General features: G+C 64.9%; 20 protein-coding genes. 9 read left to right on the top strand and 11 right to left on the bottom strand.

Features of this window, described 5'->3' with window-relative positions; genetic code table 11:
• Window positions 1-103 precede the first annotated feature (103 nt).
• The 3 genes from IMX18_RS05930 to IMX18_RS05920 form a co-directional block, all read right to left on the bottom strand.
• Window positions 104-1,429: an MFS transporter gene (locus tag IMX18_RS05930; RefSeq protein ID WP_217190189.1), complete on the bottom strand. Its 1,326-nt coding sequence runs from the start codon at window positions 1,427-1,429 to the stop codon at window positions 104-106.
• A gap of 72 nt (window positions 1,430-1,501) precedes the next feature.
• Entirely contained in the window at window positions 1,502-1,981 is a 480-nt protein-coding gene (locus tag IMX18_RS05925; protein ID WP_015271104.1) for a hypothetical protein, read from the bottom strand.
• A 168-nt stretch (window positions 1,982-2,149) separates the two neighbouring features.
• Window positions 2,150-2,626 carry a sigma-70 family RNA polymerase sigma factor gene (locus IMX18_RS05920; protein ID WP_015271105.1) on the bottom strand — a complete coding sequence of 159 codons (477 nt, stop codon included), beginning with the start codon at window positions 2,624-2,626 and terminating at the stop codon, window positions 2,150-2,152.
• Between the two features lie 234 nt (window positions 2,627-2,860).
• On the opposite strand from IMX18_RS05920, the gene IMX18_RS05915 reads away from it, so the two are divergent.
• From IMX18_RS05915 to IMX18_RS05905, 3 genes are read left to right on the top strand one after another with little or no spacing between them, the layout of a single operon-like run.
• A complete protein-coding gene (locus tag IMX18_RS05915; protein WP_015271106.1) occupies window positions 2,861-4,033 on the top strand; it encodes an efflux RND transporter periplasmic adaptor subunit in 1,173 nt (390 codons plus the stop codon).
• Entirely contained in the window at window positions 4,034-5,998 is a 1,965-nt protein-coding gene (locus tag IMX18_RS05910) for a MacB family efflux pump subunit (RefSeq protein ID WP_015271107.1), read from the top strand.
• A gap of 3 nt (window positions 5,999-6,001) precedes the next feature.
• Window positions 6,002-7,420: an efflux transporter outer membrane subunit gene (locus IMX18_RS05905; RefSeq protein WP_015271108.1), complete on the top strand. Its 1,419-nt coding sequence runs from the start codon at window positions 6,002-6,004 to the stop codon at window positions 7,418-7,420.
• Window positions 7,421-7,556: 136 nt separating this feature from the next.
• On the opposite strand, the gene pvdP is transcribed toward IMX18_RS05905, so the two are convergent.
• On the bottom strand, window positions 7,557-9,176 hold the full coding sequence (gene pvdP / locus IMX18_RS05900; RefSeq protein WP_015271109.1) for a pyoverdine maturation tyrosinase PvdP: 1,620 nt from the start codon (window positions 9,174-9,176) through the stop codon (window positions 7,557-7,559).
• A 346-nt stretch (window positions 9,177-9,522) separates the two neighbouring features.
• Here pvdP and pvdM point away from each other — a divergent pair, with 346 nt between their 5' ends.
• A complete protein-coding gene (gene pvdM, locus IMX18_RS05895; protein WP_054572527.1) occupies window positions 9,523-10,869 on the top strand; it encodes a pyoverdine-tailoring dipeptidase-like protein PvdM in 1,347 nt (448 codons plus the stop codon).
• Window positions 10,870-10,886: 17 nt separating this feature from the next.
• Window positions 10,887-12,173 (top strand): pyoverdine-tailoring periplasmic protein PvdN, encoded by a 1,287-nt coding sequence (gene pvdN / locus IMX18_RS05890; protein WP_217190191.1) that lies wholly within the window; start codon window positions 10,887-10,889, stop codon window positions 12,171-12,173.
• A 133-nt stretch (window positions 12,174-12,306) separates the two neighbouring features.
• Here the strand turns inward: pvdN and IMX18_RS05885 are convergent, their stop codons facing one another.
• Window positions 12,307-13,275: an alpha/beta hydrolase gene (locus IMX18_RS05885; RefSeq protein WP_015271112.1), complete on the bottom strand. Its 969-nt coding sequence runs from the start codon at window positions 13,273-13,275 to the stop codon at window positions 12,307-12,309.
• 142 nt (window positions 13,276-13,417) lie between these two features.
• Here IMX18_RS05885 and IMX18_RS05880 point away from each other — a divergent pair, with 142 nt between their 5' ends.
• A complete protein-coding gene (locus IMX18_RS05880) occupies window positions 13,418-14,539 on the top strand; it encodes a cupin-like domain-containing protein (protein ID WP_217190193.1) in 1,122 nt (373 codons plus the stop codon).
• 141 nt (window positions 14,540-14,680) lie between these two features.
• On the opposite strand, the gene IMX18_RS05875 is transcribed toward IMX18_RS05880, so the two are convergent.
• The 3 genes from IMX18_RS05875 to IMX18_RS05865 all read right to left on the bottom strand — a co-directional run bounded on the left by IMX18_RS05875 (window position 14,681) and on the right by IMX18_RS05865 (window position 18,292).
• Complete coding sequence (locus IMX18_RS05875; protein ID WP_015271114.1) at window positions 14,681-16,072, bottom strand: aspartate aminotransferase family protein; 1,392 nt, start codon at window positions 16,070-16,072, stop codon at window positions 14,681-14,683.
• A 217-nt stretch (window positions 16,073-16,289) separates the two neighbouring features.
• Window positions 16,290-17,612: an ATP-binding protein gene (locus IMX18_RS05870; protein ID WP_015271115.1), complete on the bottom strand. Its 1,323-nt coding sequence runs from the start codon at window positions 17,610-17,612 to the stop codon at window positions 16,290-16,292.
• Complete coding sequence (locus IMX18_RS05865) at window positions 17,609-18,292, bottom strand: response regulator (RefSeq protein ID WP_015271116.1); 684 nt, start codon at window positions 18,290-18,292, stop codon at window positions 17,609-17,611. The genes IMX18_RS05870 and IMX18_RS05865 overlap by 4 nt, the downstream gene beginning before the upstream one ends.
• Before the next feature lie 297 nt (window positions 18,293-18,589).
• Here IMX18_RS05865 and IMX18_RS05860 point away from each other — a divergent pair, with 297 nt between their 5' ends.
• Genes IMX18_RS05860 through IMX18_RS05850 form a run of 3 tightly spaced genes read left to right on the top strand, consistent with a single transcriptional unit; the run spans window position 18,590 to window position 21,216 of the window.
• Window positions 18,590-19,936 (top strand): DUF6861 domain-containing protein, encoded by a 1,347-nt coding sequence (locus IMX18_RS05860; protein ID WP_085720457.1) that lies wholly within the window; start codon window positions 18,590-18,592, stop codon window positions 19,934-19,936.
• A 19-nt stretch (window positions 19,937-19,955) separates the two neighbouring features.
• Window positions 19,956-20,567, top strand: coding sequence for a GAD-like domain-containing protein (locus tag IMX18_RS05855; RefSeq protein ID WP_015271118.1), 612 nt, complete (start codon window positions 19,956-19,958; stop codon window positions 20,565-20,567).
• Between the two features lie 22 nt (window positions 20,568-20,589).
• Window positions 20,590-21,216: a GAD-like domain-containing protein gene (locus IMX18_RS05850; protein WP_015271119.1), complete on the top strand. Its 627-nt coding sequence runs from the start codon at window positions 20,590-20,592 to the stop codon at window positions 21,214-21,216.
• 16 nt (window positions 21,217-21,232) lie between these two features.
• Here the strand turns inward: IMX18_RS05850 and IMX18_RS05845 are convergent, their stop codons facing one another.
• From IMX18_RS05845 to IMX18_RS05835, 3 genes are read right to left on the bottom strand one after another with little or no spacing between them, the layout of a single operon-like run.
• Window positions 21,233-21,799, bottom strand: a complete 567-nt coding sequence (locus IMX18_RS05845) for a nucleotidyltransferase family protein (RefSeq protein ID WP_015271120.1) — start codon at window positions 21,797-21,799, stop codon at window positions 21,233-21,235.
• Entirely contained in the window at window positions 21,796-22,767 is a 972-nt protein-coding gene (locus tag IMX18_RS05840; RefSeq protein ID WP_015271121.1) for an XdhC family protein, read from the bottom strand. Before IMX18_RS05840 ends, IMX18_RS05845 begins: the two co-directional genes overlap by 4 nt.
• Window positions 22,768-22,770: 3 nt before the next feature.
• On the bottom strand, window positions 22,771-23,982 hold the full coding sequence (locus IMX18_RS05835) for a cytochrome c (RefSeq protein WP_015271122.1): 1,212 nt from the start codon (window positions 23,980-23,982) through the stop codon (window positions 22,771-22,773).
• Window positions 23,983-23,984: the final 2 nt, after the last annotated feature.

Genomic DNA, 23,984 nt, shown 5'->3' with positions numbered 1-23,984 from the left:
GCCGGCAAGCCAGCTCCCACCTCGACCGCATCGACCTCGAGCCATGCGCTATCCCTGTGGGAGCCGGCTTGCCGGCGATGAGGCCAGAACAAACAACAGAAAACTATTTTTCACCACACATTACCGGCATCGGCTCTGCCGCGAACGCCAATGGTTCCCGACGCCCGAAGTACAAGGCCGTCAGCAACCCCACCGTGCCCATGGCAAGACAAAAGCCGACACACACCCACGGGCTCCACGGCATCAGCGCAATCAGCGCCAGCGGCGTGGTGCTGGCCCAAAGCGCGTAGGCCACGTTATAGGTGAAGGAGATGCCCGACACGCGGATCTCGGCCGGGAACAACCCGACCATCACTGACGGCACCACGCCCACCACGCCGCAGGACAGGCCCGCCAGCGCATAGGCCAGCCAGGTCATGCCCCATTGCCCCACCAGGCTGGCATACAACGCACCGATGCCCACCGGCAGCAACAGGCTGTAGAGCATCAGCGCGCGCCAGGCGCCTGCACGGTCGACCAGCAGCCCGGCGAGCACGCAGCCGATGTTGAGGAAGACGATGCCCACGCTGCTAAGGGCAAAGGTGTGCCCGGCACTCATGCCGAAGCGCTGCTGCATCACTGTCGGGGTAATCACCACCAGCACCACCACGGCGGAAGTCAGCACGCAGGTCAGCAGCGCCGCCGGGATCAAAGCCCGGCGGTGTTCGCCCAGCACCCGCCGCAGCGGGAAGCTCACCGGCTGCTCCTGGCGCGCGCGCAGGGCAAGGAACACCGGTGTTTCGCTGAGCCAACGACGCAGCCACACGCCGATCACGCCGAATACCCCGCCGAGCAGGAACGGGTAGCGCCAGGCGTAGTCGAGGATTTCTTGCGGGGTGAACACTTGCGCCAGCAAGGTCGCGGTCAGTGCCCCCAGCAGATAGCCAAAGGTCAAGCCGGCCTGCAGGAAGCCCAGGGCATAACCGCGCCGCCCGGCTGGCGCGTGCTCGGCGACGAAGGTCCAGGCACTCGGCACCTCGCCGCCCACCGCCGCGCCCTGCAAAATACGCAGTGCCAGCAGGATCAGCGGTGCAGCGTAGCCGATGTCGGCGTAGGTCGGCATCACCCCGATCAACAGGCACGGCAGGGCCATCATCAGGATGCTCAGGCTGAAGACCCGCTTGCGTCCCAGGTGGTCGGCGAAGTGCGCCATAAGGATGCCGCCCAGCGGCCGCGCCAGGTAGCCGGTGACAAAGATTCCGAAGCTTTGCAGCAGGCGCAGCCACTCGGGCATCTCGGGCGGGAAGAACAACTGGCTTAGGGTCAGCGCAAAGAATACGAAGATGATGAAATCGTAGATCTCCAGCGCGCCGCCCAACGCCGCCAGGCCCAGGGTCCGGTGGTCGCCGCGGCTGAACCGTGGCGGGCGAGCGGTATCGATGGCAGTCATGGCAGGGTCCGCAAATCGGCAAAGGGCAAGAGGATAGCAAATAGCTGCCCCCTTGCCCCGCCCGCTGCGGCTTTAGCGGTTGAACATGGTATTGACGAAATTGGCCTTCGGCCGTGGCCGCGCCGTGGCAGCCGGCATGGCGCCCGGCAGCGGTAGCCTGCCGACCTGCAGCGGCGAATCGATGATCGCCATGAATGCCTCCAGTGCCTCGTTGTCGGGCACCTGGGGCAAGCTCATGCTGACGGCCTGGCGCTCGGTCTGCGGCACCAACGGCACTTGCAACTGGTTGGAGTGATAAAGCAGGGCATGCTGGATCTGCGTGCTGACGCGACAGAAGCGCGCCAGATCGACCCCGACATGGCTGGCCAGCTCGATATTGCCCAATAACAGGTGGAAAGGCTGCAAGGCACTCAGCACCAGGCGCTGCAGCTCCTCGAAGCTTTCCACTGGCGCTATCCGGTAGTAGCCCAGGCCGTTGAGCAGCCGCTCCAGTTGCAGGCGCTGGCAGGGGTGTGCATCGGCGATGAGGATGCGCAGGGTCTTGTTGGCCATGGTGGGACCTGGGCAGTTGGGAAATGGTTAGGCTCCATGACCATACTGCGCCAGTAACGGCTGCTGCCTAGGCTACGCCTGGCAAGGGTCTTCTTTGATAGAAGTCGGGAAAACCGTGGAAATCAAGTGATCGACTGACGGAATTTTCATCCGCCTTCAACCCGGCGATCAGGATTCCCACTCGCGCATGCGCACACGACAGTGCTTCATGGCGTTGACGATGTGCTTTTCCACCAGGCTGCGGGAAATACCCAGGTGCTCGGCAATCTGGTGGTGTGACAAGCCTTCGAGCTTGCGCAGCAGGAAGCAGTCGCGGCAGACCTTGCTCAGCTCATCCAGGGCACGCTGCATAAGCGCCAGGCGCTGGTCGAGCTGCATGTCATGGGTCGGCGCCGGGGTGTGCCAGCGCTCGTCGTTGTCCAGCACCTCCAGTGGCTCGGCCTGGCGCACCTGGTGCCGGCGGTGGCGGTCGACAACCAGGTTGAGCGCGGTGCGGTAAAGGAAAGCACGCGGGTGCTCGATGCGCTCGGCGTCGGTGCGCTCCAGCACTCGCAGGTAGGCATCATGCGCTACGTCTTCGGCGGCCTGACGACTGCCCAGGCGCGAAGAAAGGAAACCCACCAGTTCGCGATAGTAATGTTCCACGACGTTACCTGAGATCGTCCTGCCAGCCTATGCCAGAAAGCCCTTTCAGGCAGCAACGCGGGACCGAGTGATGTCAACGTGCGATCTTACAAATTATAATTATTCTCAGCAACAAGGGTATGTCATGGGCGATCTAGCGCCCGTCGCCATACACCTGTCAGCCCCTACTCAATATTCGCTAAATCCCCTCCTGCTGCTTTCGTCTATCTGGCACCCACTCGCCTGGATGTCTGCATGAGACCTTTAACCAACACCCGTCGCCGGCTCCTGCTCAGCGGCCTGGGCCTGCTCGGCCTGGGCAGCCTGCTGGCCTGGAAGGCCCTGCCCTACGGTGCACAGCCAATCAGCACGGTTGCCGTGACCCGCGCCGACATCGAAAGCAGCGTTACCGCACTGGGCACCCTGCAACCAAGGCGCTACGTGGACGTCGGTGCCCAGGCATCGGGGCAGATCCACACCCTGCATGTGGAGGTCGGCGACACGGTGCGCAAAGGCCAGCTGCTGGTCGAGATCGACCCTTCTACCCAGCAGGCCCGGCTGGATGCCGGCCGCTACTCGATCGACAACCTCAAGGCCCAGCTGGCCGAACAACGCGCTCAGTTCCAACTGGCCCGGCAGCAGCTCAAACGCCAACGGGAGCTGGCCACCGCTGGTGCCACCCGTGACGAGGACGTGCAAACGGCCGCCGCACAGCTGAAGGTCACCCAGGCGCGCATCGACATGTTCCAGGCGCAGATCCGCCAGGCCCAGGCCAGCCTGCGCAGCGACGAGGCCGAGCTGGGCTACACGCGCATCTACGCGCCGATGGACGGCACGGTAGTGGCGGTGGACGCCCGTGAGGGGCAAACCCTCAATGCCCAACAACAAACCCCGTTGATCCTGCGCATCGCCAAGCTCTCGCCGATGACCGTGTGGGCCCAGGTGTCGGAGGCCGACATCGGCAAGGTCACCCCGGGCATGACCGCCTACTTCACCACCCTGGCCGGCGGCAAGCGCCGCTGGACCAGCACCGTGCGGCAAGTGCTGCCGATCCCGCCCAAGCCACTGGAGCAGGCCAGCCAGGGCGGCGGCAGCCCGGCCAGCGTCAGCAATGGCAGTGCCGGCAGCCAGGTGGTGCAGTACAGCGTGCTGCTGGATGTCGACAACCCGGACGGCGCCCTGATGGCCGAGATGACCACGCAGGTGTTCTTTGTCGCCGGCAAAGCCAGCCAGGTGCTGACCGTACCACTGGCCGCGCTGGACGACGGCGATGGCCTGCGCCTGGCGCATGTGCTGACCCGCGACGGCAAGGTGGAACAGCGCCAGGTACGCACCGGCCTAAGCGACCGCCTGCGCGTGCAGGTGCTGGACGGCCTCAACGAAGGCGAACGCCTGGTGATAGGCGCCCCTGGCGTCAGCGGAGGTTGAATGAGCACACCCCTGATCGAGCTGGTCGACATCCGTAAATCCTACGGCGGCATCGAAACGCCCAAGGTCGATATCCTTCATGGCATCAGCTTGCGCATCCATCCCGGCGAGTTCGTCGCCATCGTCGGCGCCTCTGGCTCCGGCAAATCGACCTTGATGAATATCCTCGGCTGCCTCGACCGCCCCACTTCCGGCAGCTACCGCTTCGCCGGCAAGGATGTGGCCGAACTGGGCAGCGATGAACTGGCCTGGCTGCGCCGCGAGGCGTTCGGCTTCGTGTTCCAGGGCTACCATCTGATCCCCTCGGGCTCGGCCCAGGAAAACGTCGAAATGCCGGCCACCTATGCCGGCATCGCCGCCAACGAACGCCACGCCCGTGCCAGCGCCCTGCTCGGCCGCCTGGGCCTGGCCAGCCGCACTGGCAACCGCCCGCACCAGTTGTCTGGCGGCCAGCAACAACGGGTGTCGATTGCCCGGGCGTTGATGAACGGTGGCCATATCATCCTCGCCGACGAACCCACCGGCGCCCTCGACAGCCACAGCGGCACCGAAGTGATGGCGTTGCTCGACGAGCTGGCCAGCCAGGGCCACGTGATCATCCTGATCACCCATGACCGCAATGTCGCGGCGCGGGCGCAGCGCGTGATCGAAATTCGCGACGGCCTGATCATCAGCGATTCGGCCGCCGACAAGCCCATGGTCGAAAACAGTCGCGGGCTACAGGCCGACCAGCTGCGCCAGCGCCTGGACCATGGCGCAACCTTGCACGGGGCATGGAAAGGTGAATTGTTCGAAGCCCTGCAGGCGGCCTGGCGGGTGATGTGGGTCAACCGCTTCCGCACCGCCCTGACCCTGCTGGGGATCGTCATCGGCGTGGCCTCGGTGGTGGTGATGCTGGCAGTGGGCGAAGGCAGCAAGCGCCAGGTCATGGCGCAGATGGCAGCCTTCGGCTCGAACATCCTCTACCTGAACGGCAAGCCGGCGAGCCTGGGCGAGCAGGCTGGCACCATCACCCTCGACGATGTCGCCGCCATCGGCCAACTGCCACAGGTCAAGCACGTGATGCCGGTGATCGGCGAAAAGATGATGGTGCGCCACGGCAACAACAGCCAGCGGTTCTATGTGGGTGGCAACAACACCGGGTTCCCCGAAATTTTCAACTGGCCGGCGGTGCAAGGCAGCTTCTACAGCGATGCCGATGAAGCCAACGCTGCCGCGGTGGCGGTGATCGGCCAGAAAGTGCGGGAAAAGATGCTCGACCCTGGGCGCGACCCGCTGGGGCAGTACCTGTTGATCGGCAATGTGCCGTTCCAGGTGGTCGGTATCCTGGCCGGCAAGGGCGCCAGCTCTGGCGACCAGGACAGCGACGGGCGCATCGTGGTGCCCTACTCCGCCGCAGCCATCCGCCTGTTCGGCCAGCGTGACCCGGACTACATCGCCGTTGCCGCCCTGGACTCCACGCGTGTCAACGAGGCCGAAGCGGCCATCGACAAGCTGCTGCGCCAGCGCCACAACGGCCGCCAGGACTTCGAGCTGGCCAATGACGCGGCGCTGATCCAGGCCGAAGCGCGCACGCAGAACAGCCTGTCGCTGATGCTGGGGGCGATCGCCGCGATCTCGCTGCTGGTGGGCGGCATCGGCGTGATGAACATCATGTTGATGACCGTGCGCGAGCGCACCCGTGAAATCGGTATCCGCATGGCCACCGGCGCGCGCCAGCGCGACATCCTGCGGCAATTCCTCAGCGAGGCGGTGATGCTGTCGATGGTCGGCGGCCTGGCCGGCATCGTCCTGGCCCTGGCCATAGGTGGCGGCCTGATGCTGGCCGAAGTGGCGGTGGCCTTTGCCCTGCCTGCCATGCTCGGCGCCTTCGCCTGTGCTGTCGTCACCGGCATCGTGTTCGGCTTCATGCCAGCGCGCAAGGCCGCTCGCCTCGACCCGGTCAAAGCCCTTACCAGCGAATAACCCATGACTCTGCCTAGCCGCATCAGCCTGTTGCCCCTGTGCGTATGCCTCGCCGCCTGCAGCACGCCGCAAACACCCGCCAGCGGTATTGCCGCGCCATCTGCCTGGCAAGGCGAGGCCGCATCACCCTCGGCCCAACTGCCAACGACGCAGTGGTGGCAAGCCTTCGCCAGCCGCGAACTCGACCGCCTGGTGCAGCACGCCCTGCACAATGCCCACGACCTGGCTGCTGCCACGGCACGGGTACGCCAGGCCCAGGCCCGCGCAGTCATCGCCGGCGCGCCGCTGCTACCGGAGCTGAAGCTGGGCCTGGATGGTAGCCGCCAACGCCTGCTGCACGGTGACGGCTACGACCAGCTGGATGTCAGCCGCGGCGAACCCACCAGCACCTCGTTCGACATGCAGCTCAGCGCCAGCTACGAAATCGACTTCTGGGGTGGCCTGCGAGCGACCCGTGACAGCGCCCTGCGCAGCCTGGATGCCAGCCGCTTCGACCGCCAGACCGTGGAGCTGACCCTGGTCAGCGCGGTGGCCGACAGTTACCTGCAGGGCCTGGCTTTGCAGGAACAGTTGCGCATTGCCCGCCTCAACCTGCGCAATGCCAAGGACGTGCTGGGCCTGGTCGAAGCACGCCAGCGCAGCGGTTCCGCCACGCGCCTGGAACTGGCCCAGCAGCGCAGTCTGGTGGCCGCGCAGCAACGTCAGTTGCCGTTACTGGAACAGAAGTGGCAAGACAGCCGGGTCACCCTGGCAACCCTGCTCGGCGACCCGGTGCAGTCGCTGCCCACTAGCCAGGACGCGATCAACACCCTGCAATGGCCCGCCATTGGCAGCGGCGTGCCCAGCGAGCTGCTCACCCGCCGCCCGGACATTGCCGCAGCAGAAGCTCGGCTCGCCGCCGCCAGCGCCAATGTGCAGGTCGCCCGCGCCGCCATGCTGCCCAAGCTCACCCTCGGGGCCAACCTGGGAGCTGGCGCCAATACCTTTGCCCATTTGTTCGACAGCTCCTACTACACCCTCACCAGCGGCCTGGTCGCGCCGGTCTTCAACAACGGCCGCCTGCGCGCCGCGCGTGAACTGGCCGAGGCTGAACAGGCAGAGTTGCTGGAGACCTACCGCAGCAGCATCCTGGCCGGTTTTGCCGATGTCGAAAAGGCGCTCAATGCGATCCAGGGCGTGGACCGCCAGCGGCAGTGGCAGGATGAAGAAGTGGCGCAGGCGCGCCTGGCATTCGACCTGGCGCAGCAGCGTTATGGCGCAGGAGCGGAGACGCTGTTGAGCGTGCTGGAGACTCAGCGCACCTTGTATGCGGCGCAGGACCAGCAGGCCCAACTGCGCCTGGCCCGGTTGCAGGGTAGCGTGGCGTTGTACAAGGCATTGGGGGGTGGCTGGCAACTAGAACACCTGCGCGCCCCGTTGTAGGAGCGGCCTTGTGTCGCGATGGGCCGCAAGGCGGCCCCGGCATTATCCGCATCAACGCTGAAATCCGGGGGCTGCTGCGCAGCCCATCGCGACACAAGGCCGCTCCTACAAAAAGGCGGCGCAAGCCTCGGGGGCTTCAACGCGAGCGCTGCGCCACCTTCAGGTTGCGCGCATACCACGGCCGCTGCGGTACCTTGGGCCGCAGCTTGTCGAGCAGGTCGTCATCGCTGTAGATGATGCGCAACGCCAGCTTCATGGTCTCCGGGTCCATCTCTACACTGCGCCCGGGCCGCAAACCCGGCACCGTCGAGCAACCATGGGTATCCGGCCCCAGCCACGGGTCGGCCACCTCCACCCAGCGCCCTGGCGCAAACCATGGTACGCCATTGACTTCCAGGCGCCGTACCTCGCCTGGGTGCAGCCGCTCATGGGCGTGGAACCAGTCCTCGATGCGGTCGTCGATCCAGCCATGAAAGTGCCAGAACACCGGGTTCACATGAGATGAAAACGGGTCACCGAGAAAATCGTTCTGTTCTGCGAACCAGCGTTCGGCAAAATCATCCGGCGTACGCGCCGTCGGCACCGGCATACCGTTTGACGGGTCGCGCGGTACCGACGCCCAGCGCATGTGCAGCCAGTCGTGCAGGCCCAGCTCCACTTCCGAACCGAACTGGCCCAGGGTCAAGGTGCTCAGGTACTCCGGGTCGGTGTAGCGTGACTCCCAGACCTGGAAGTTGCCATGGAAGGTATCCGGCGTCTTGATGTCGCGCACCCACTGGGTGTATTCCGCATCACCGCTAGCCAGCCAGGTGGGCGGCAGGGCATTGCCGTCATGGTTGTCGAAGTAGCGGGCGAACCCGGCCCGGTCGCGCTCCAGTTCCGGCTGCGGCAGCGGGAAGCGCGTCCATGACGGCAAGTCCTGCAAGGCACGGGCCCTGCCAAGCATGTGCCGGTGCATGAATAAAAAGTCTTCTCCCGAGCCGTTGCGGTCCTTGTGCCGGCCCCGCGCGTCACGCTCGCGATCACGTGGCCCGGGCTGCCAGCCCAGGCCACGAAGGGCGCCCTGCTTGTCCTTGCCCAGCTTGTGCCATTTGTCCCGCGACGAGTGCCACAGCTGGTGGAACAGGCGATGCTCCGGGGTGGTCAGCCAGGCCAACAACTGCGGGTTCAGCGGGGTACGCTCGCGCGCCTCGGGGAAGGTGCGCTTCAAGGCCAGGAACTGGTTGTCCTCCACAGGCAAAGTCAGCGCGCGGTCCAGGCGTGCAATGCGCCCGTTGAGGGTGGCCGGCCCGGCGTTGCCGAACCGGCCCCAGACCTCGTCGAGCACGATATGGCATTCATAGCGGGCCTGGGCCGAAAACAGGCGCCAGCGTAGGGTGCCCGGTTTGTCCGCCAGCAGGTCGCCTATCACGCGGTAGCGCGGCTCATCCTGCCCACGCAGGCGCTCGGGAGTATCCAGGTAGCCGCGCAGGGCGCGTCCGCTGGTTGCCACATCCAGGAACAGCTCCAGTTCACTCGTGGGTAGGCCGTCCAGCCCCGCATCCTTGCCCAGCAGCGTCCAGCGCCAGATGCCGCGCAGGGTATCGCCCAACTGCTGCAGGCGGGTATCGGCCAACTCGACGACGGCCTCGCCAGGGGTTTCCGGGAATTCCTCGGCGGCACGCTGGCGCTGCACATACAGCGCCCCCAGCGCACCGGGCACCACCACACCCGTCAGTGCCACACCGGCGATGAAACCGCGTCGGGAAATCGTCATTGCATACCTGTGCATTCATTGCGGCCATGGAGCACGGCCCGTCCAAGGCTAGAACGTTGCACGGCAGGCGAAATTTAGCGGCTTGCCACCCCCGCCCCTGAGGGCAACTCGGTCAATGTAGGAGCGGCCTTGTGTCGCGAAAGGGCCGCAAGGCGGCCCCGGCAATTTTGCAGAGGTGCGAAGATCCTGGGGGCGCTGCGCACCCCTATCGCGACACAAGGCCGCTCCTACAGGGCCCTGCGCCAGCGACCTGATAGCGGCTAAATTTCCCGGGTGCAAGCTCGTTCACTGCAGGTAGCGGCGGCCTCTGTGCCCATCCCTCGACGGTGAACCTACTGAGACCAAGATGACGACTCCACGCTGGAAGAAAGCCCTGTTTATCAGCCTGGCCGCGGCGGTTGCCGCTGGTGCCGGGTTTGCCGCCTGGCACTACTTCGCCACACCCGCTGGCTATTCCAGGGAGGTGACCCGCCAGGCCAACGACCTGCAGGAACGCATCATCTCGTTCGACAGCCACGTCACCCTGCCGCTGACCTTCGGCACCGAAGGCAGTGAGGCCGACAAGGATGGCGATGGCCGCTTCGACCTGGCCAAGGCCGCACGCGGGCGTTTGTCCGGCGCGGCCCTGACCATCTTCGCCTGGCCAGAGTCCTGGACCGGAGACGGCGGCCCGCACCGCCCGACCCCAGGTTTCGTCGAAGCCGCCCGCCACACCCAGGAGGTGCGCTACAACGCCATCACCGCCATGGTCCGCGACTTCCCGCAGCAGGTGGGTATTGCCTATACCCCGCAAGACATGCGGCGCCTGCACGGCGAAGGCAAGTTCGCGGTGTTCCTCAGCATGCTCAACGCCTATGCGCTGGGCGATGACATCGACCAGCTCGACCGCTGGGCCGCGCGCGGCGTGCGCATGTTCGGCTTCAGCTATGTGGGCAACAACAGCTGGGCCGACTCCTCGCGTCCGCTGCCGTTCTTCAATGACACCGCCGATGCCCTGGACGGCCTGTCGCCGGTCGGCAAGCGCGCCGTGCAGCGGCTGAACGACCTGGGCGTGATCATCGATGTGTCGCAAATGTCCAGCAAGGCGCTGGCCCAGGCCGTTGCCCTCAGCCGCGCGCCGGTGGTGGCCTCGCACTCGGTGCCACGGGCGATGGTCGACATCAGGCGCAACCTTTCCGACAAGGAGCTGCAACTGATCAAGGACAGCGGCGGCGTGGTCCAGCTGGTGGCCTTCTCCACCTACCTCAAGCCCTTGAGCAGCAAGACCCAGGACAAACTCAACGCCCTGCGCGCCCGCTACGACCTGCCGCCATTGGCCAACCTCGACTACGCACTGATGCCAGGTGACCCGGTGATCGCCGGCTGGCCCGAGCAGAAGGTCGGCCAGTACGCCAACGCGCTGTACGGCATTCTCGAAGAGGAGCCGCCGGCCACGCTCAAGGACTATGGCGACGCCATCGACTACACCGTGCGCAAGATCGGCATCGATCATGTCGGCCTGAGCTCGGACTTCAACGAAGGCGGTGGCATCGACGGTTGGCAAAACGCCAGTGAAGCACGCAACGTCACCGCTGAACTGATCAGCCGCGGCTACTCCGAAGCAGATATCGCCAAGCTCTGGGGCGGCAACTTCCTGCGGGTGTGGGAGCAGGTGCAGCGCGCCGCGCATCCTGTCGCCACCTCATCCCCCTGACCCTTGCGAGCCATTTGATGAACGATCGTCGCACCTTTCTCAAGCAGGCCGGCCTGCTTGCGGCCGCCCTGCCCCTCACAGGCCCACTGCTGCCTGCCGCCCAAGCGGCGGCTGCGCAGCCTGCAACCGCCAGCGACTGGGCCGGGTTTCGCAACCTGTTCGAGCTGGACCCGGCGTACGCGCACTTTGCCAACTTCCTGATCACCTCGCACCCACGGCCCGTGCGCGAAGCCATCGAGGCGCTACGCGCCCGCTTCGACCACCACCCGGCCCGCATGGTCGACTGGGACAGCCAATCGGAGTGGAAGCACGAGGCCGCCGTGCGTGAATGGGCAGCCCGCTACCTCGAAGTGACGCCCCGGCAAATTGCCCTGACCGGCAGCACCACCGAAGGCCTGGGGCTGATCTATGGCGGGCTGAAGATTGCCCCGGGGCAGGAAATTCTCACCACCGTGCACGAGCATTCGGCCGCCCGCCATACCATGGGCTTTCGCACCACGCGCGATGGCACACCGGTGCACCGGTTACGCCTGTTCGACGACCCCGCCAAGGTCAACAGCGACCAGGTACTGACCACCATCGCCGCAGCCATCGGGCCGAAAACACGAGTACTGGGCATGACCTGGGTGCACTCGGGCAGTGGCGTCAAACTGCCCGTGGGCGAGATCGGCGCGCTGGTGCGCGAGGTCAATCGCCAGCGTGACGAGCAGGACCAGATCATCTACGTGATCGACGGTGTGCATGGCTTTGGCGTCGAAGACATGCGCTTTGCAGATCTCAACTGCGACTACTTCATCGCCGGCACGCACAAGTGGATGTTCGGGCCGAGAGGTACGGGGATCATCTGCGCGGCGTCCACCGAACTGAAGCAACTGAACCCGACCATTGCCACGTTTTCCGAAAACGAGGACTTTGCCACGGTGATGACGCCCGGGGGTTACCACGCGTTCGAGCACCGCTGGGCCTTGGGCAAGGCGTTCGAGCTGCACCTGCAGCTGGGCAAGGCGGCGGTGCAGGCGCGGATTCATGGGCTTAATGGCTATCTCAGGCAGCGGCTTGAGGCGCTGCCGGGGGTCGAGCTGGTGACACCGCGCAGCACGCAGTATTCGGCGGGGTTCACCTTCTTCCGGGTCACGGGGCAGGATGCTGACGAGGTGGCCCGGTATCTCAACAGCCAGCGCATCGTGGTCGATGCGGTGTCCCGGGATGTCGGGCCGGTGGTGCGGACGGCGCCTGGGCTGTTGAATACCGAGGCGGAGATCGAGCGATTGGTGGATATTCTGAAGCGCTACCTGCGCGCTTGATGGTTGCCAGTACCGGCCCTATCGCCGGCAAGCCAGCTCCCACCCCGACCGCACCGACTTCAAGTCATGTGCGGTGCCTGTGGGAGCCGGCTTGCCGGCGATAGGGGCGCAACGCGCCCCCGGCGAGCTCAAGTCAGGACTGGCCACCGACCCGCTTCAACCACTCCCCGACATCCCGGTAAATCCCCTCCACCTGCCCCACAATCCCCGACATGCGCAAGAAGTCATGGGTCAACCCCTCCACCCGGGCAAAGGTCACCGCCGTCCCACCCGCCACCAGCCAGTCACGATAGGCCACGCCCTCATCATGCAACGGGTCATATTCAGCCACGAACAGGCAAGCCGGCGCCAATGGCTCGCGCAGCGTCGACAGCAACGGCGATACCCGCCAGTCAAGGCGCTGCTCGCGCTGCGGCGCATAGTGCTGGTAGAACCACTCCAGGGTAGGTGTCTCCAGCAGGTAACCCTCGGCATGCTCGCGATGGGACTCACGCCAGCAGGAGATATCGGTCACCGGGTAGAACAGCAACTGTGCCAGCGGCTTGAACGCCAGCGCCTCGGGCTGCTCCACTGCCGTAATGGCCAGCACCGCCGCCAGGCTGGCACCCACGCTGTCCCCTGCCAGCACCACCCGGCGGTTGTCCAGGCCCAGCGAGGCCGCCTGCTCAGCGAGCCAGTTGGCGGCGTCCAGTACATCGTGCAGGGCTTTCGGGAACTGCTGCTCCGGCGCCAGCCGGTAGTCCGCCGCCAGCACCGCGAACTCGCCCAGGGCCGCCAGGCGACGGCACACCGAGTCATGTGAATCGAGGCTGCCGACCACATAGCCGCCGCCATGCAGGTACAGGATCACTGGCTGCAAGGCAGCACCAGCATCGCCCTGGCGGTACAGACGAGCAGCCAGACGGGCACCGTCGCGCGCGGTAATCTGCAACTCGCTGGCCCTGACGTTGCCGGGCGGGCTCGGGTCGAGTACCTGCGAGCTGCCTTCGAACTCGGCACGGGCCTGGGCCACGTCCATCGCGTGCATGGGCAGGCTCCTGCCCGTCAGCCGGCCAAATTCGACCAGTTCCAGAAATGCCGCCAGATCAGGGTGCAGTGCCATGTGGGTTCCTTGGGTGAACAATGTGACTCGAGCCTCCCTACGGGACGTAGCAGCAACCCGGAAAATTACCCACCCAGACGGCTAAATCGTTGGTGCAAGCACTCGTTATCCCTGCACAACGAAAGACCGCCAGAGGCATACCGTGGACCTTCAGAGCATCCTCAGCAAACTGTTCGCCAACGCCCATGCCGTCGGCATCGAAGGCGTTTTCCAGTTCGTCTTCGGCCAGGACCGGGCCTTCTGGTCGGAGGTGCGCGACAGCAGCCGCACCGGTGCCGGCCGGCACAGCGCCCCGGACGTCACCATCGAGGTGGCCGAGCGTGACTTCATCTGCATCATGGGTGGCACCGCCAACGTCGAAGAGTTGTTCGCCAGCGCCCGGCTGAAGATCAGCGGCAACATGGGCCTGGCCACCCTGCTGCCGCAGATCATCAGCAACGCCCGGCGCGGCGCGCCGGCGACCAAGGTGTCGATGAACCAACGCTACCCGACACCGGCACGCCTCAGCGAACGGGTGTCGGCCGCGCAACCGGTGCAGCGCGAGGTGGCACGCATTGCCCGCGCCGACATGCCGCTGGCGCGCTTCCAGGGCGAATACCTGGCGCACGGCACGCCGGTGGTCATCAGCGATGCCCTGCAGGACTGGCCGCTGTTCACCATGGGCCGCGAAGCTTCGCTGGAGCATTTCGCCGAACTGCAGGGCATCACCCGGCACGGCGACTACGTGAAGAAGACCTTCTCCACCGACCGCGACTTCCGTTCCACTTCCATGGCCGACTTCATCGCCTCGCTGGACACCCCTGCCAAACCCGGCGAAACCCCGGCCTACATGGGCAACAACATCGTGCCGGAAAAGCTGCTGACGCTGATTCGCTACCCGCAGTACTTCGCCCGCGAGAAGTTCATTGCGCCGCGCATCTGGATCGGTCCCAAGGGCACACTGACGCCATTGCACCGCGACGACACCGACAACCTGTTCGCACAGGTATGGGGGCAAAAGTCGTTCATCCTTGCCGCGCCGCACCATCGCCCGGCCCTGGGTACCTGGTCGACCAGCCCCAAGGGCGGCCTGGACGGCTGCGACTTCAACCCCGACGCCCCGGACTACCAGCGCTTCCCGGCGGCGCGCGAGGTGCCGTTCCTGCGCGTGGTGCTGCAGGCCGGTGACCTGTTGTTCCTGCCCGAAGGGTGGTTCCACCAGGTGGAGTCTGTGACCACCTCGCTGTCGGTGAACTTCTGGGTGAATTCCGGGCGCGGCTGGTAGCCGGGATTGCCAGGGGGCGCTTTGCGCCCCTATCGCCGGCAAGCCGGCTCCCACAGGTACAGCGCAAGCCTTCCGGTCGGCGCAGTCCCTGTGGGAGCCGGCTTGCCGGCGATAGGGCCGCGCAGCGGCCCAGGCAATCGATCAGACCGCCGCGATCAACGCCTCGGCAAAGCGCTGCGCGACCTCATCGATCTGCTCGCCACTGATGATCAACGGCGGCAGGAAGCGCACCACCGCCCCATGCCGCCCACCGAGCTCCAGGATCAGCCCGCGCTTGAGGCACTCGCGCTGCACCTTCGCCGCCAACTCACGGTTGGCCGCCGGATGCCCAAGCGCATCCCTGTGGCCTTGCGGATCCACCAGTTCCACCCCAAGCATCAGGCCACGCCCGCGAATATCACCCAACTGCGGATAATCCCGCTGCAACTGCTGCAGGTGCTGGCGCAGGCGCTGGCCCATGGCCTCGGCATGCTCTGCCAGGCGATGCTCGACCAGGTAATCGATCACTGCCGAGCCCGCCGCCATGGCCATCTGGTTACCACGGAAAGTGCCGGCGTGGGCGCCCGGCTTCCAGGTGTCCAGCCAGTCGCGGTACACCACCACCGCCAGCGGCAGGCTGCCGCCAATGGCCTTGGACAAGGTGACCACATCCGGGATGATGCCGGCATGCTCGAAGGCGAACATGCGCCCGGTACGGGCGAAACCGCTCTGGATCTCATCGACGATCAACGCCACGCCGGCCTGCTCGGTGATACGGCGTACACCCTTGAGCCACTCGATATCGGCCGGAATCACCCCGCCCTCGCCCTGCACCACCTCGAGGATCACCGCCGCTGGCAGCGGCACGCCGCTTTCCGGGTCGAGCAGCAGGGTTTCCAGGTAATGCAGGTTGGCCCTGACCCCGGCTTCGCCGCCCAAGCCGAACGGGCAACGGTAGTCGTAGGGGTACGGCATGAACTGCACACCGTTGCCGAGCAAGGCCCCCAACGGCTGCTTCGGCCCATGGCTGCCCATCAGGCTCAGCGCCCCCTGGCTCATGCCATGGTAGGCGCCCTGGAAGGCCAGCACGGTGCTGCGGCCGGTGGCGCTGCGCACCAGCTTCAGCGCTGCTTCCACCGCATCGGTACCGGTCGGGCCGCAGAACTGGACCTTGGCTTCACGGCGTAACGCCTCGGGCAGCACGCCGAACAGGTCCTGGACGAAGCGGTCCTTGACCGGCGTGGTCAGGTCCAGGGTGTGCAGTGGCAGTTCATCGGCCAGTACCCGCTGGATCGCCTCGACCACCACCGGGTGGTTGTGGCCCAGCGCCAGAGTGCCGGCGCCGGCCAGGCAGTCGATGAACTGGCGGCCTTCGACATCCTCCACATGGATGCCACGGGCGCGCTTGAGTGCCAGGGGGATGCGCCGCGGGTAGCTGCGGGCGTTGGACTCCTGTTGTTGCTGGCGTTGCAGCAAGGGTGAATCGGTGAACTCGTACAAGGCACGCGGCGCGCTGGCCGGCGGGACCTGGGCAAGGCAGGAAGCGGTGGACATGGGTGAATCCTCGCAAGCAAGCGAAAGTGCGGGTGTTCGTCGCTTGGAAAACGCTTGAGTGCGGGGAGGATTTAGCGGTTGCTGTGGGATTTTTGAAAGCAGGCCCGGCCTCTTCGCGGGTAAACCCGCTCCCACAGGATTGGCACAGATCTCAGGGTTGATGCAGTACCTGTGGAAGCGGGTTTACCCGCGAAGAGGCCGGCACAGGCAATAAAAATCAATTCCCCGAGCGCGCCGGCACCTGCAACAACACCCGCAACCCATCACTGCGGCTGTCGAACTTCAGGCTACCGGCACAACGCTGCACGATCGCCTGTACGATCGCCAGCCCCAGCCCGCATCCACCACTCTGCCCGTTACGCCAGAAGCGCTCGGTCAGGTGCTCAAGGTCCGCCTCGGCAATCCCCGGCCCATGGTCCCGCACCATGAAGCCCACCTGGCCGTCAGCCATCTGCACCTCAAGCTCCACCGCCTCGTCGCCGCCATGGCGCAAGGCGTTGTCCAGCAGGTTGCGCAGCGCCGCCACCGCCAACGGCGCAGGCATGCCCAGGTAGATCTGCGTAGCGGCGTCAGGCAAACGCAACACGATGCGCCGGTTGTCACCGCCGCCGGCATCCTGCACCGCCTGCCGGGCCACCTGCTCGGCGCTGCACTGCACGCCATCCTCGAACGACAGGCTGCCTTCCACCCGCGCCAGCATCAGCAACTGCTCCAGCGTGCGGTGCATGCGGTCGGCGCCCTGCTCGGCATGCTCCAGCGCCTGCTCGCGCACGGCGCCATCGGTCATCCGTGCCACCTGCAGGTGGGTCTTGATCGCCGTCAGCGGGCTGCGCAGTTCATGCGCGGCATCGTCGGTCAGGCGCCGCTCACGCTCGATGGTCTGGGCAATGCGCAGGAACAGCTGGTTCTGGGTTTCCAGCAACGGTTGCAGTTCGCTGGGCATGCCCGCCACCTGCAGCGGCTCGACGCTGTCCGCGCGCCGGCGGCGCAGGGCATCGCGCATGCGGTTGAGCGGCTCCAGGCCCTTGCCCAGGCCGATCCACAACAACCCCAGGCTGCCAAGCAGGGCCATCAGCACCGGCGCCGAGGCCGCCAGCAGGATCGACTGGTTCAGTGCCTCGCGCTCCATGTGCCGGTCGGCGGTAGTAATGCGCACATCGCCATGGTTGTAGGTAAAGGTGCGCCACAGCGCGTCGTCGATAGTCTGGTCTCGGAAACCACTGCGTTCATCGTCCATGACGCCATCGTGCTTGTGGTTGCTGGCGAGAATCTCGCCACGCAGCGAGCTGACCTGGCAAGCCATGCCGTCCGGCACGCTGAACTGGTCGGCGGAAAAGTGCGCCTCCCCACCCTTGGCAGTCAGCGGCTGCGGCAGCTGGTCGATCAGCCCGGCGACCATGCGCGCCGAAGCCACCAGGCGCTGGTCGAGGGAGAACATCATCTGCTGGCGCAGGTCGCGCAGCATCCACGCGGCGGCCAGCGCCCAGATGATCACGAAGGCGCTGCCCAGGATCAGGCTCAGGCGTACCCGCAGGCTCATGATGCGGCCTGCTCCGGCGCCTGCGCCGGGCCCAGCCGGTAGCCCAGGCCGCGCACGGTCTCGACGATGCCGTTGCCCAGCTTGCGCCGCAGATGGTGGATATGCACGTTCAGGGCATTGCTCTCGACTTCGTCGCTGAAGCCGTACACGCAGTCTTTGAGCTGCTCGCTGGACAGCACCCGCCCGGGGTTCTGCAGCAGCGCCTGGAGCAATGCCTGTTCACGCCGGGACAGGTCGACCGGCTGGCCGGCCAGGGTTGCCTCGCAGCTGCTCGGGTCATAGCGCAGCGGGCCGTGTTCGATCACATTCACCGCCCGCCCGGCCACCCTCCGCAGCAGGGTGTGCAGGCGAGCAGCCAGCTCGCGCAGGTCGAACGGCTTGAGCAGGTAATCGTCGGCGCCGGCCTGCAGGCCATCGACCCGGTCGGTGACCGCATCTCGGGCAGTGAGCACCAGCACTGGCAGCGTCTCGCCTTTCTCGCGCAGGCGGCGCAACAGCTTCAGGCCGTCTTCGTCGGGCAGGCCAAGGTCGAGGATCATCACGTCGAACTGCGCGGCCTGCAGCATCGCCCGTGCATCGGCGGCGTTGCCCACACGGTCCACGGTCAGGCCCTGGGCGGTAAGGCCGGCGCAGATGCCGGCGGCGATCAGGTCGTCGTCCTCGCAGAGCAGAACGTGCATGGTGGGGCTCCCGGAATGGTGTAGCTGGCATTGCACCTTGGGCGGATTAAGGGGGGATTATGGACCTTTTGTGGGGGATTGGGGATGTATGGCGCCTGCGGCAACGAGCACCGCGCAACTGCCACACGCTCCCGGGAGCGACAAACATTTAAAGCCCCACCCAAGGCCCACCCCGACAGCCTAACTCCGCCGAACACGCCGGAAACGAAGTCGCATTTTCCTACAACTGGCTCAGAAACTTCGGATCCGAATCCATGATGGGATTTCCCCCTGCACACGCTGTCAGGGAGACACCTCATGTACCTGGATTACCTCGTGCCCTCCTGGCACGAGATCGAGTCACGTGTCATCGCCATGGTGGGCTACCAAAGCGGTGGCCAGTTCCGCACCAGCCTCAATGAAGAGGTCGCCTCGCTAGGCCTCAACCTGCGCCGGATAGAAGCCGTCCGCACCGCCTTCTACCACGCCGAATGGCAGGCGGCGCACATGCTGCGCCAGCGCTTCGCCGACCTCGACATCAACAGCATCGTCGACGAACTGCTGATGGTCGTGCGGCAGATGGCGATGATCGTCGCCGGCAGCACCATTACCGGTGGCCTGCTTGGCGCGGGGGTTGGCGCATTCGCCGGCGGCGCCGGAACCATTCCGTTTGCCGGCGCGGGCGCGGCCATGGGCCTCAAGGTCAGTGGCTGGATCCTCGGCGCGCTAGGGCTGGCTTCCATCGCCGAGTTCTTCATCGAGGGCTTGCCGCGTATCGGCGAGTACTACGTCGACGGCATTCGCTTCGCCTGGGAAGGCACCTGCGGCAATGAAGGCACGGGCCCGCTCTGCCGGGACGACCCCTATGCGATATCCCGGGCGACGCATCAGATTGCCCAAGCCCACGTGGAAGTCGTGCTGCTGTTGTTGGGGGCGATCGTGTCGTACCTCACCCGCGGCCGCGGTGATGCCCGGGTGCTCGCGCAGGAGATGGCGGCCAGCCGCAAAGGTGCGCGGCTGGGGCAATGGATGCTCAAGCATGAAGAGGGGTTGAAGAAACGGCCGGACCTGCAGGTGCCGGAGCGGCGCAAGGGGGCGGTGGGTGAGCCGCAACCGATGCAGCCTGATCGGCCGGCAGGGAAAGACAAGGAGCCCTCGACAGGGAAGCCCGGTAGCATGCCGTTGCATACCGTGGCGTGCTTCAAGGCCGACAAATTGCCACCCGCCAAGCATGGCGAGTTTGAACGGCAGTTGAAGGGGCAGCAGGATGGGTTGAATCGGCTGACGGTTGAGGAGTTTTTAGAAAACGTTGCCAATCCCGTAAAGCGAAACCCAATTGTAGCGCGCAAAGCTCGTAAACAGATGCAAGACAAGTTAGAGCAACGGATACTGGACGACTTGCCAGACGATTTGAGCCCACGTGAAGCCCAAAGGACGGCTGCAAAATTAGCGAAGGAGACGATGGCAACGCTCGCGGCATTGCACAACCCGGACCTGACCGCTGGAGGAAGAGATGTCATTGCCGATTTCGGTGACAAACAAGTCAACTCCACCATTGGCCCACAGTGGAAAAGCAAGATCAAGGGTATACAGCAAGCTGCCGAAGAAGCATTGAAATCAGGCGGAGATGCCTCCTTCATGAACATCAAACTGATCAAGTGCTAGATTGATATGGAGCCAAATGATGGATGACGTCTATTCCGTCTTTATCGATACAATTGGACCACCTATTCACAAGCAAGAGGTTCCTCCTTCAACCATCGAGCGTTACAGGAGAAAGCTGCCGAAGAAATTATTGGAACATTGGACGACACATGGCTGGTGTGGATATGGTGATGGTATTTTTTGGACCGTCGACCCCCAAGAGTATGAAGGCGTCGTTGCATCTTGGATTGACGGTACGTCCCTGGCCGAACATGACACCTACCATGTGATCGCGCGCGGGGCGTTTGGCGACCTCTACTTATACGGAGAGAGAACCGGTTTCTCACTATGCATTGCGAGCCATATCTCACACTATTGCGGCAACAACCGCCGAATAGCAAACATTGACAGGCACGTTCAATCTTTCTTTCTACAGGTTAAAAAGGACAGCAATGACTTCGAGGATTTATTCGAACCGTCAAGAAACAATCTAGGCCCACTCAATCACGATGAAATGTATGGTTTCGTCCCCGCACTCGTCTTCGGCGGAAAAGCAAGACTGGAGCGAATTAAAAAAGTAAAAACAATTGAACACTTGATTATGCTTTCACAACTTTCGGCACTGGTACCCTACAGCTTCTCCGACTTCTAAACACTAAAACGGACTTAATCAAATGGACGTCATCTTCAGCATCTTCCTCGAAACCTTCGGCGACCCCGTCGGCCACCAACCAGTACCGCCCTCTGCCCTCGATCATTACCAAGGCAAACTCCCCAATCGTCTCCTGGATTACTGGCAAGAGCACGGCTGGTGCGGCTACGGCGGTGGTCTGTTCTGGCTGGTAAACCCTCAGGATTACGAAGACGTAGTAGCGTATTGGCTGTCAGGCACGCACTTCGAAGCACGCGACACTTATCACCTCATCGCCCGTAGCGCTTTTGGCGACCTGTACCTGTGGGGTGAGAACACCGGCTCGGTGCTGACCATTGCGGCGTACCATTCCCGTTACCTCGATGGCGCCCACAGCTCAGGCGACGAAGAGCGGGACAACAAGATCCACGGCCTGCTCATGTGGCTGATGACCGAATGCATCTATTTCGACGACCTGTTCGAACCCGCCAGGGAACGGCTCGGCACGTTGGCCGCAGACGAAATGTATGGCTTTGTTCCTGCCTTGATGCTGGGAGGGTCAGACAGCCTCGAGCGGCTTGAAAAGCTCAAAGCAGTCGAGCATCTGGTACTGCTCGCCCAACTGAGCGAGCTTCAACCCTATGAGCTGGCTGACGAAGAAGATGAATAGGCCCTGACAAGTGCGTTCACCGGTGCACCGCATCAGGCTTGTCGACATCCAGCAGCACACCGGTATCCGGCACTTCTACCCTGACACAACTCGCCGGGTTGGCCTTGACCACCGAACGCGCCCCTTCATCGCCGGTCAGGCGCGCAAGCGCCGGCCAGAAATCGCGCCCGAACAGCACAGGGTGCCCTTGCTGCCCTTCATGGCAAGGCAACACGATGGTCGACGCGCTGGCCCTGGAAGCCAGCCGGGCAAGGGTTGCCTGCTCCAGCCAGGGCATGTCACCCAACAGAATCGCTACTGCCTGCGCCTCACTGTCGGCCAGCGAGGCGGCGCCGGCCGCCAGGCTATGGCCCATGCCCAATGCGAAGTCCGGGCTGGAGATGACCCGGCACCCCGCAGGCAGCCCCAGATCCACGCCCCGCTCCCCCTCGCGCAACACCACCCGCACATCGTCGAACACTGCACAGGCCCGCTCCACGCTGTGCACCAGCAAGCTGCGACCATCAACCAACAGCGCCCGACGCTTGTCAGCCCCGAAACGCACGCTGCTGCCAGCAGCCAATATCAGTGCAACCACACTCACAGCGCCACCCGCTCGATACCATTGCGCACGCGAAGGATATCGGCCAGCACCGCCAAAGCGATCTCGGCCGGGGTCTTGCTGCCCAGGTTGAGGCCGATCGGGGCGTGGATGCGGCCCAGTTCGACCTCGCCCAGGCCACCGATCCGCCGCAGGCGTTCGCGGCGCTTGTCGGAGGTCACCCGGGAGCCCATCACACCGATATAGAACGCCTCGGTGCGCACCGCTTCGAGCATGGCCAGGTCATCGATCTTCGGGTCGTGGGTCAGCGCCACCACCGCGGTGTCGGCATGGCAACCGCCATGGGCGATGAACTCCGATGGCAGCTCGCGACGCACCTCGATGCCATCCAGCCGCACGCCGTCGAGCACTTCGTCACGCGGCTCGCAGAGGATGACTTCAAAGCCCATGCCCTTGCCGAACTCGGCACAGAAATGCGCGACGCTGGAGTACCCGGCCAGCAGCAGGCGCTGGGCGGCCCCCACACGCAAGCGTACACAGGCACTTTCACGCTGCACACGCGGCCCCTGGCTGTGGTCATCGGCAAGCAGGCGCCTGCCCTCGGGCAGGCTCACTTCACGCAGCACACGGCGCTGGCCCTGCAATGCGCTTTCCAGCTCACGCAGGTGCGCCTGTACCTCGCATTCGGCCGGCAGGTTCTCCACCAGCACTTCCAGCACGCCGCCACACGGCAGGCGGATACTCGAACGCGAGTCGCTGCCATCGCCATAACGCACGATGGCCACCGGCTCGGGAAACTCCCCCCGGCCCACGCGCTCGAGAAAGTCGTCCTCGACGCAACCACCGGACAGCGAACCCAGCCACTGCCCGCTGGTGTTCACCGCCAGCAGCGAACCCGGCGCACGGGGCGCCGAGCCGTAGGTGGCGAGTACCGTGCACAACCACACCCGCTGGCCGCCGCACGACCACTGCAACGCCTGGCGGACCACCTGTAGATCGAGATGCTGCACCCTTTACTCCGCCTTCAGCTCGGCGAGCTGCTGTACGCTCAGGTCACCGGGCAATCCACCCCAGGCCTGGCGCAGGTAGTTGACCATATCCGCCACCTGCTGGTCATCGAGCTTGTCGGCAAAGCCCGGCATCGGCTGCATGCGCTCGAAGCCGGTGAACTGCTGTTCACGAATGCCTTCGAGGACCACCTTGACCAGGTTGCGCGAGTCGGCCTGGCGTAGCACCGTGTTGCCGCGCATGGCCACGGCGATGTGCGGCTTGCCCTCGCCGTCCACCCCATGGCAGCCGGCGCAGACGTTCAGGTACTGCTGGCGGCCGCGCCTGGCGCTGTCGCTCATCTGCTCCAGTGCCACCGCCTGAATGGCCTTGGCCGACGGTGGCTGGTCGCCCAGCAGGTAGGTGGCCATGGCCGCCAGGTCGGCATCCTCCAGGTGCTGGGTGCTGTGGTGCACCACCGGGAACATTTCGTTGAACATGCTGCCCTGAGCACTGATGCCGTGCTTGAGGAAGGTGGTCAGGTCCGGCTGGGTCCAGCCGCGCTCGGCCAGGTCCTGGGCCAGCAGGCTCGGGGCCAGGTAGCCACCCAGCAGGCCGCCGCTCAGGCGCTGGTCTTGCTGCAACGCACCGATCGGGTTGCGCGGGGTATGGCACTCGCCGCAATGGCCCATGACTTCGACCATGTACTGCCCACGCTGCCAGGCCGGGCTTTTGCCCTCGGTCGGCTGCAACTGCACGCTTTTACCGTACAGCATGTTCCAGCCGCTCAGCCCCTGGCGCACGTTGAACGGAAAGCGCAACGCAGTCTGCGGTGCCGGGCGGTTGATTGGCGGCACGGTCATCAGGTAGGCGAGGATCGCGTCCGAATCTTCGCGCTTGATCAGGTGGTACGAGGTGTACGGCATCGCCGGGTAGAGGTTGGCGCCGTCCTTGCGCTTGCCCTCGGTTACCGCGGCGAAGAATTCGTCGGCGCTGTAGTTGCCGATGCCGTACTGCTTGTCCGGGGTGATGTTGCTGCCGTAAATGGTGCCGAACGGCGAATGGATCGGCAGGCCGCCAGCATACGGCGCACCGCCTTCAGCGGTGTGGCAGGCCATGCAGTCAGCCGCGCGGGCCAGGTATTCACCGCGCTTGACCTGCGCCTGGTCGGCTGCCTGGGCAAGCGAGGTAACGGCAAGCCCGAGAGCCAGCGCCATTGCGCTACGAACAAGACCCATGC

It is taken from the genome of Pseudomonas shirazica, assembly GCF_015168335.1.
Classification (GTDB): domain Bacteria; phylum Pseudomonadota; class Gammaproteobacteria; order Pseudomonadales; family Pseudomonadaceae; genus Aquipseudomonas; species Aquipseudomonas asiatica.
The sequence above is the reverse complement of the archived record's forward strand: the minus strand, read 5'-3'. Positions and strand labels throughout refer to the sequence as shown.

Bases quoted from the DNA above. Each gene is read 5' to 3' on its own strand.
- IMX18_RS05930 (WP_217190189.1), bottom strand. From the start codon at position 1,429: ATGACTGCCATCGATACCGCTCGCCCGCCACGGTTCAGCCGCGGCGAC.
- IMX18_RS05925 (WP_015271104.1), bottom strand. From the start codon at position 1,981: ATGGCCAACAAGACCCTGCGCATCCTCATCGCCGATGCACACCCCTGC.
- IMX18_RS05915 (WP_015271106.1), top strand. From the start codon at position 2,861: ATGAGACCTTTAACCAACACCCGTCGCCGGCTCCTGCTCAGCGGCCTG.
- IMX18_RS05910 (WP_015271107.1), top strand. From the start codon at position 4,034: ATGAGCACACCCCTGATCGAGCTGGTCGACATCCGTAAATCCTACGGC.
- IMX18_RS05905 (WP_015271108.1), top strand. From the start codon at position 6,002: ATGACTCTGCCTAGCCGCATCAGCCTGTTGCCCCTGTGCGTATGCCTC.
- pvdP (WP_015271109.1), bottom strand. From the start codon at position 9,176: ATGACGATTTCCCGACGCGGTTTCATCGCCGGTGTGGCACTGACGGGT.
- pvdM (WP_054572527.1), top strand. From the start codon at position 9,523: ATGACGACTCCACGCTGGAAGAAAGCCCTGTTTATCAGCCTGGCCGCG.
- pvdN (WP_217190191.1), top strand. From the start codon at position 10,887: ATGAACGATCGTCGCACCTTTCTCAAGCAGGCCGGCCTGCTTGCGGCC.
- IMX18_RS05885 (WP_015271112.1), bottom strand. From the start codon at position 13,275: ATGGCACTGCACCCTGATCTGGCGGCATTTCTGGAACTGGTCGAATTT.
- IMX18_RS05875 (WP_015271114.1), bottom strand. From the start codon at position 16,072: ATGTCCACCGCTTCCTGCCTTGCCCAGGTCCCGCCGGCCAGCGCGCCG.
- IMX18_RS05870 (WP_015271115.1), bottom strand. From the start codon at position 17,612: ATGAGCCTGCGGGTACGCCTGAGCCTGATCCTGGGCAGCGCCTTCGTG.
- IMX18_RS05865 (WP_015271116.1), bottom strand. From the start codon at position 18,292: ATGCACGTTCTGCTCTGCGAGGACGACGACCTGATCGCCGCCGGCATC.
- IMX18_RS05860 (WP_085720457.1), top strand. From the start codon at position 18,590: ATGTACCTGGATTACCTCGTGCCCTCCTGGCACGAGATCGAGTCACGT.
- IMX18_RS05855 (WP_015271118.1), top strand. From the start codon at position 19,956: ATGGATGACGTCTATTCCGTCTTTATCGATACAATTGGACCACCTATT.
- IMX18_RS05850 (WP_015271119.1), top strand. From the start codon at position 20,590: ATGGACGTCATCTTCAGCATCTTCCTCGAAACCTTCGGCGACCCCGTC.
- IMX18_RS05835 (WP_015271122.1), bottom strand. From the start codon at position 23,982: ATGGGTCTTGTTCGTAGCGCAATGGCGCTGGCTCTCGGGCTTGCCGTT.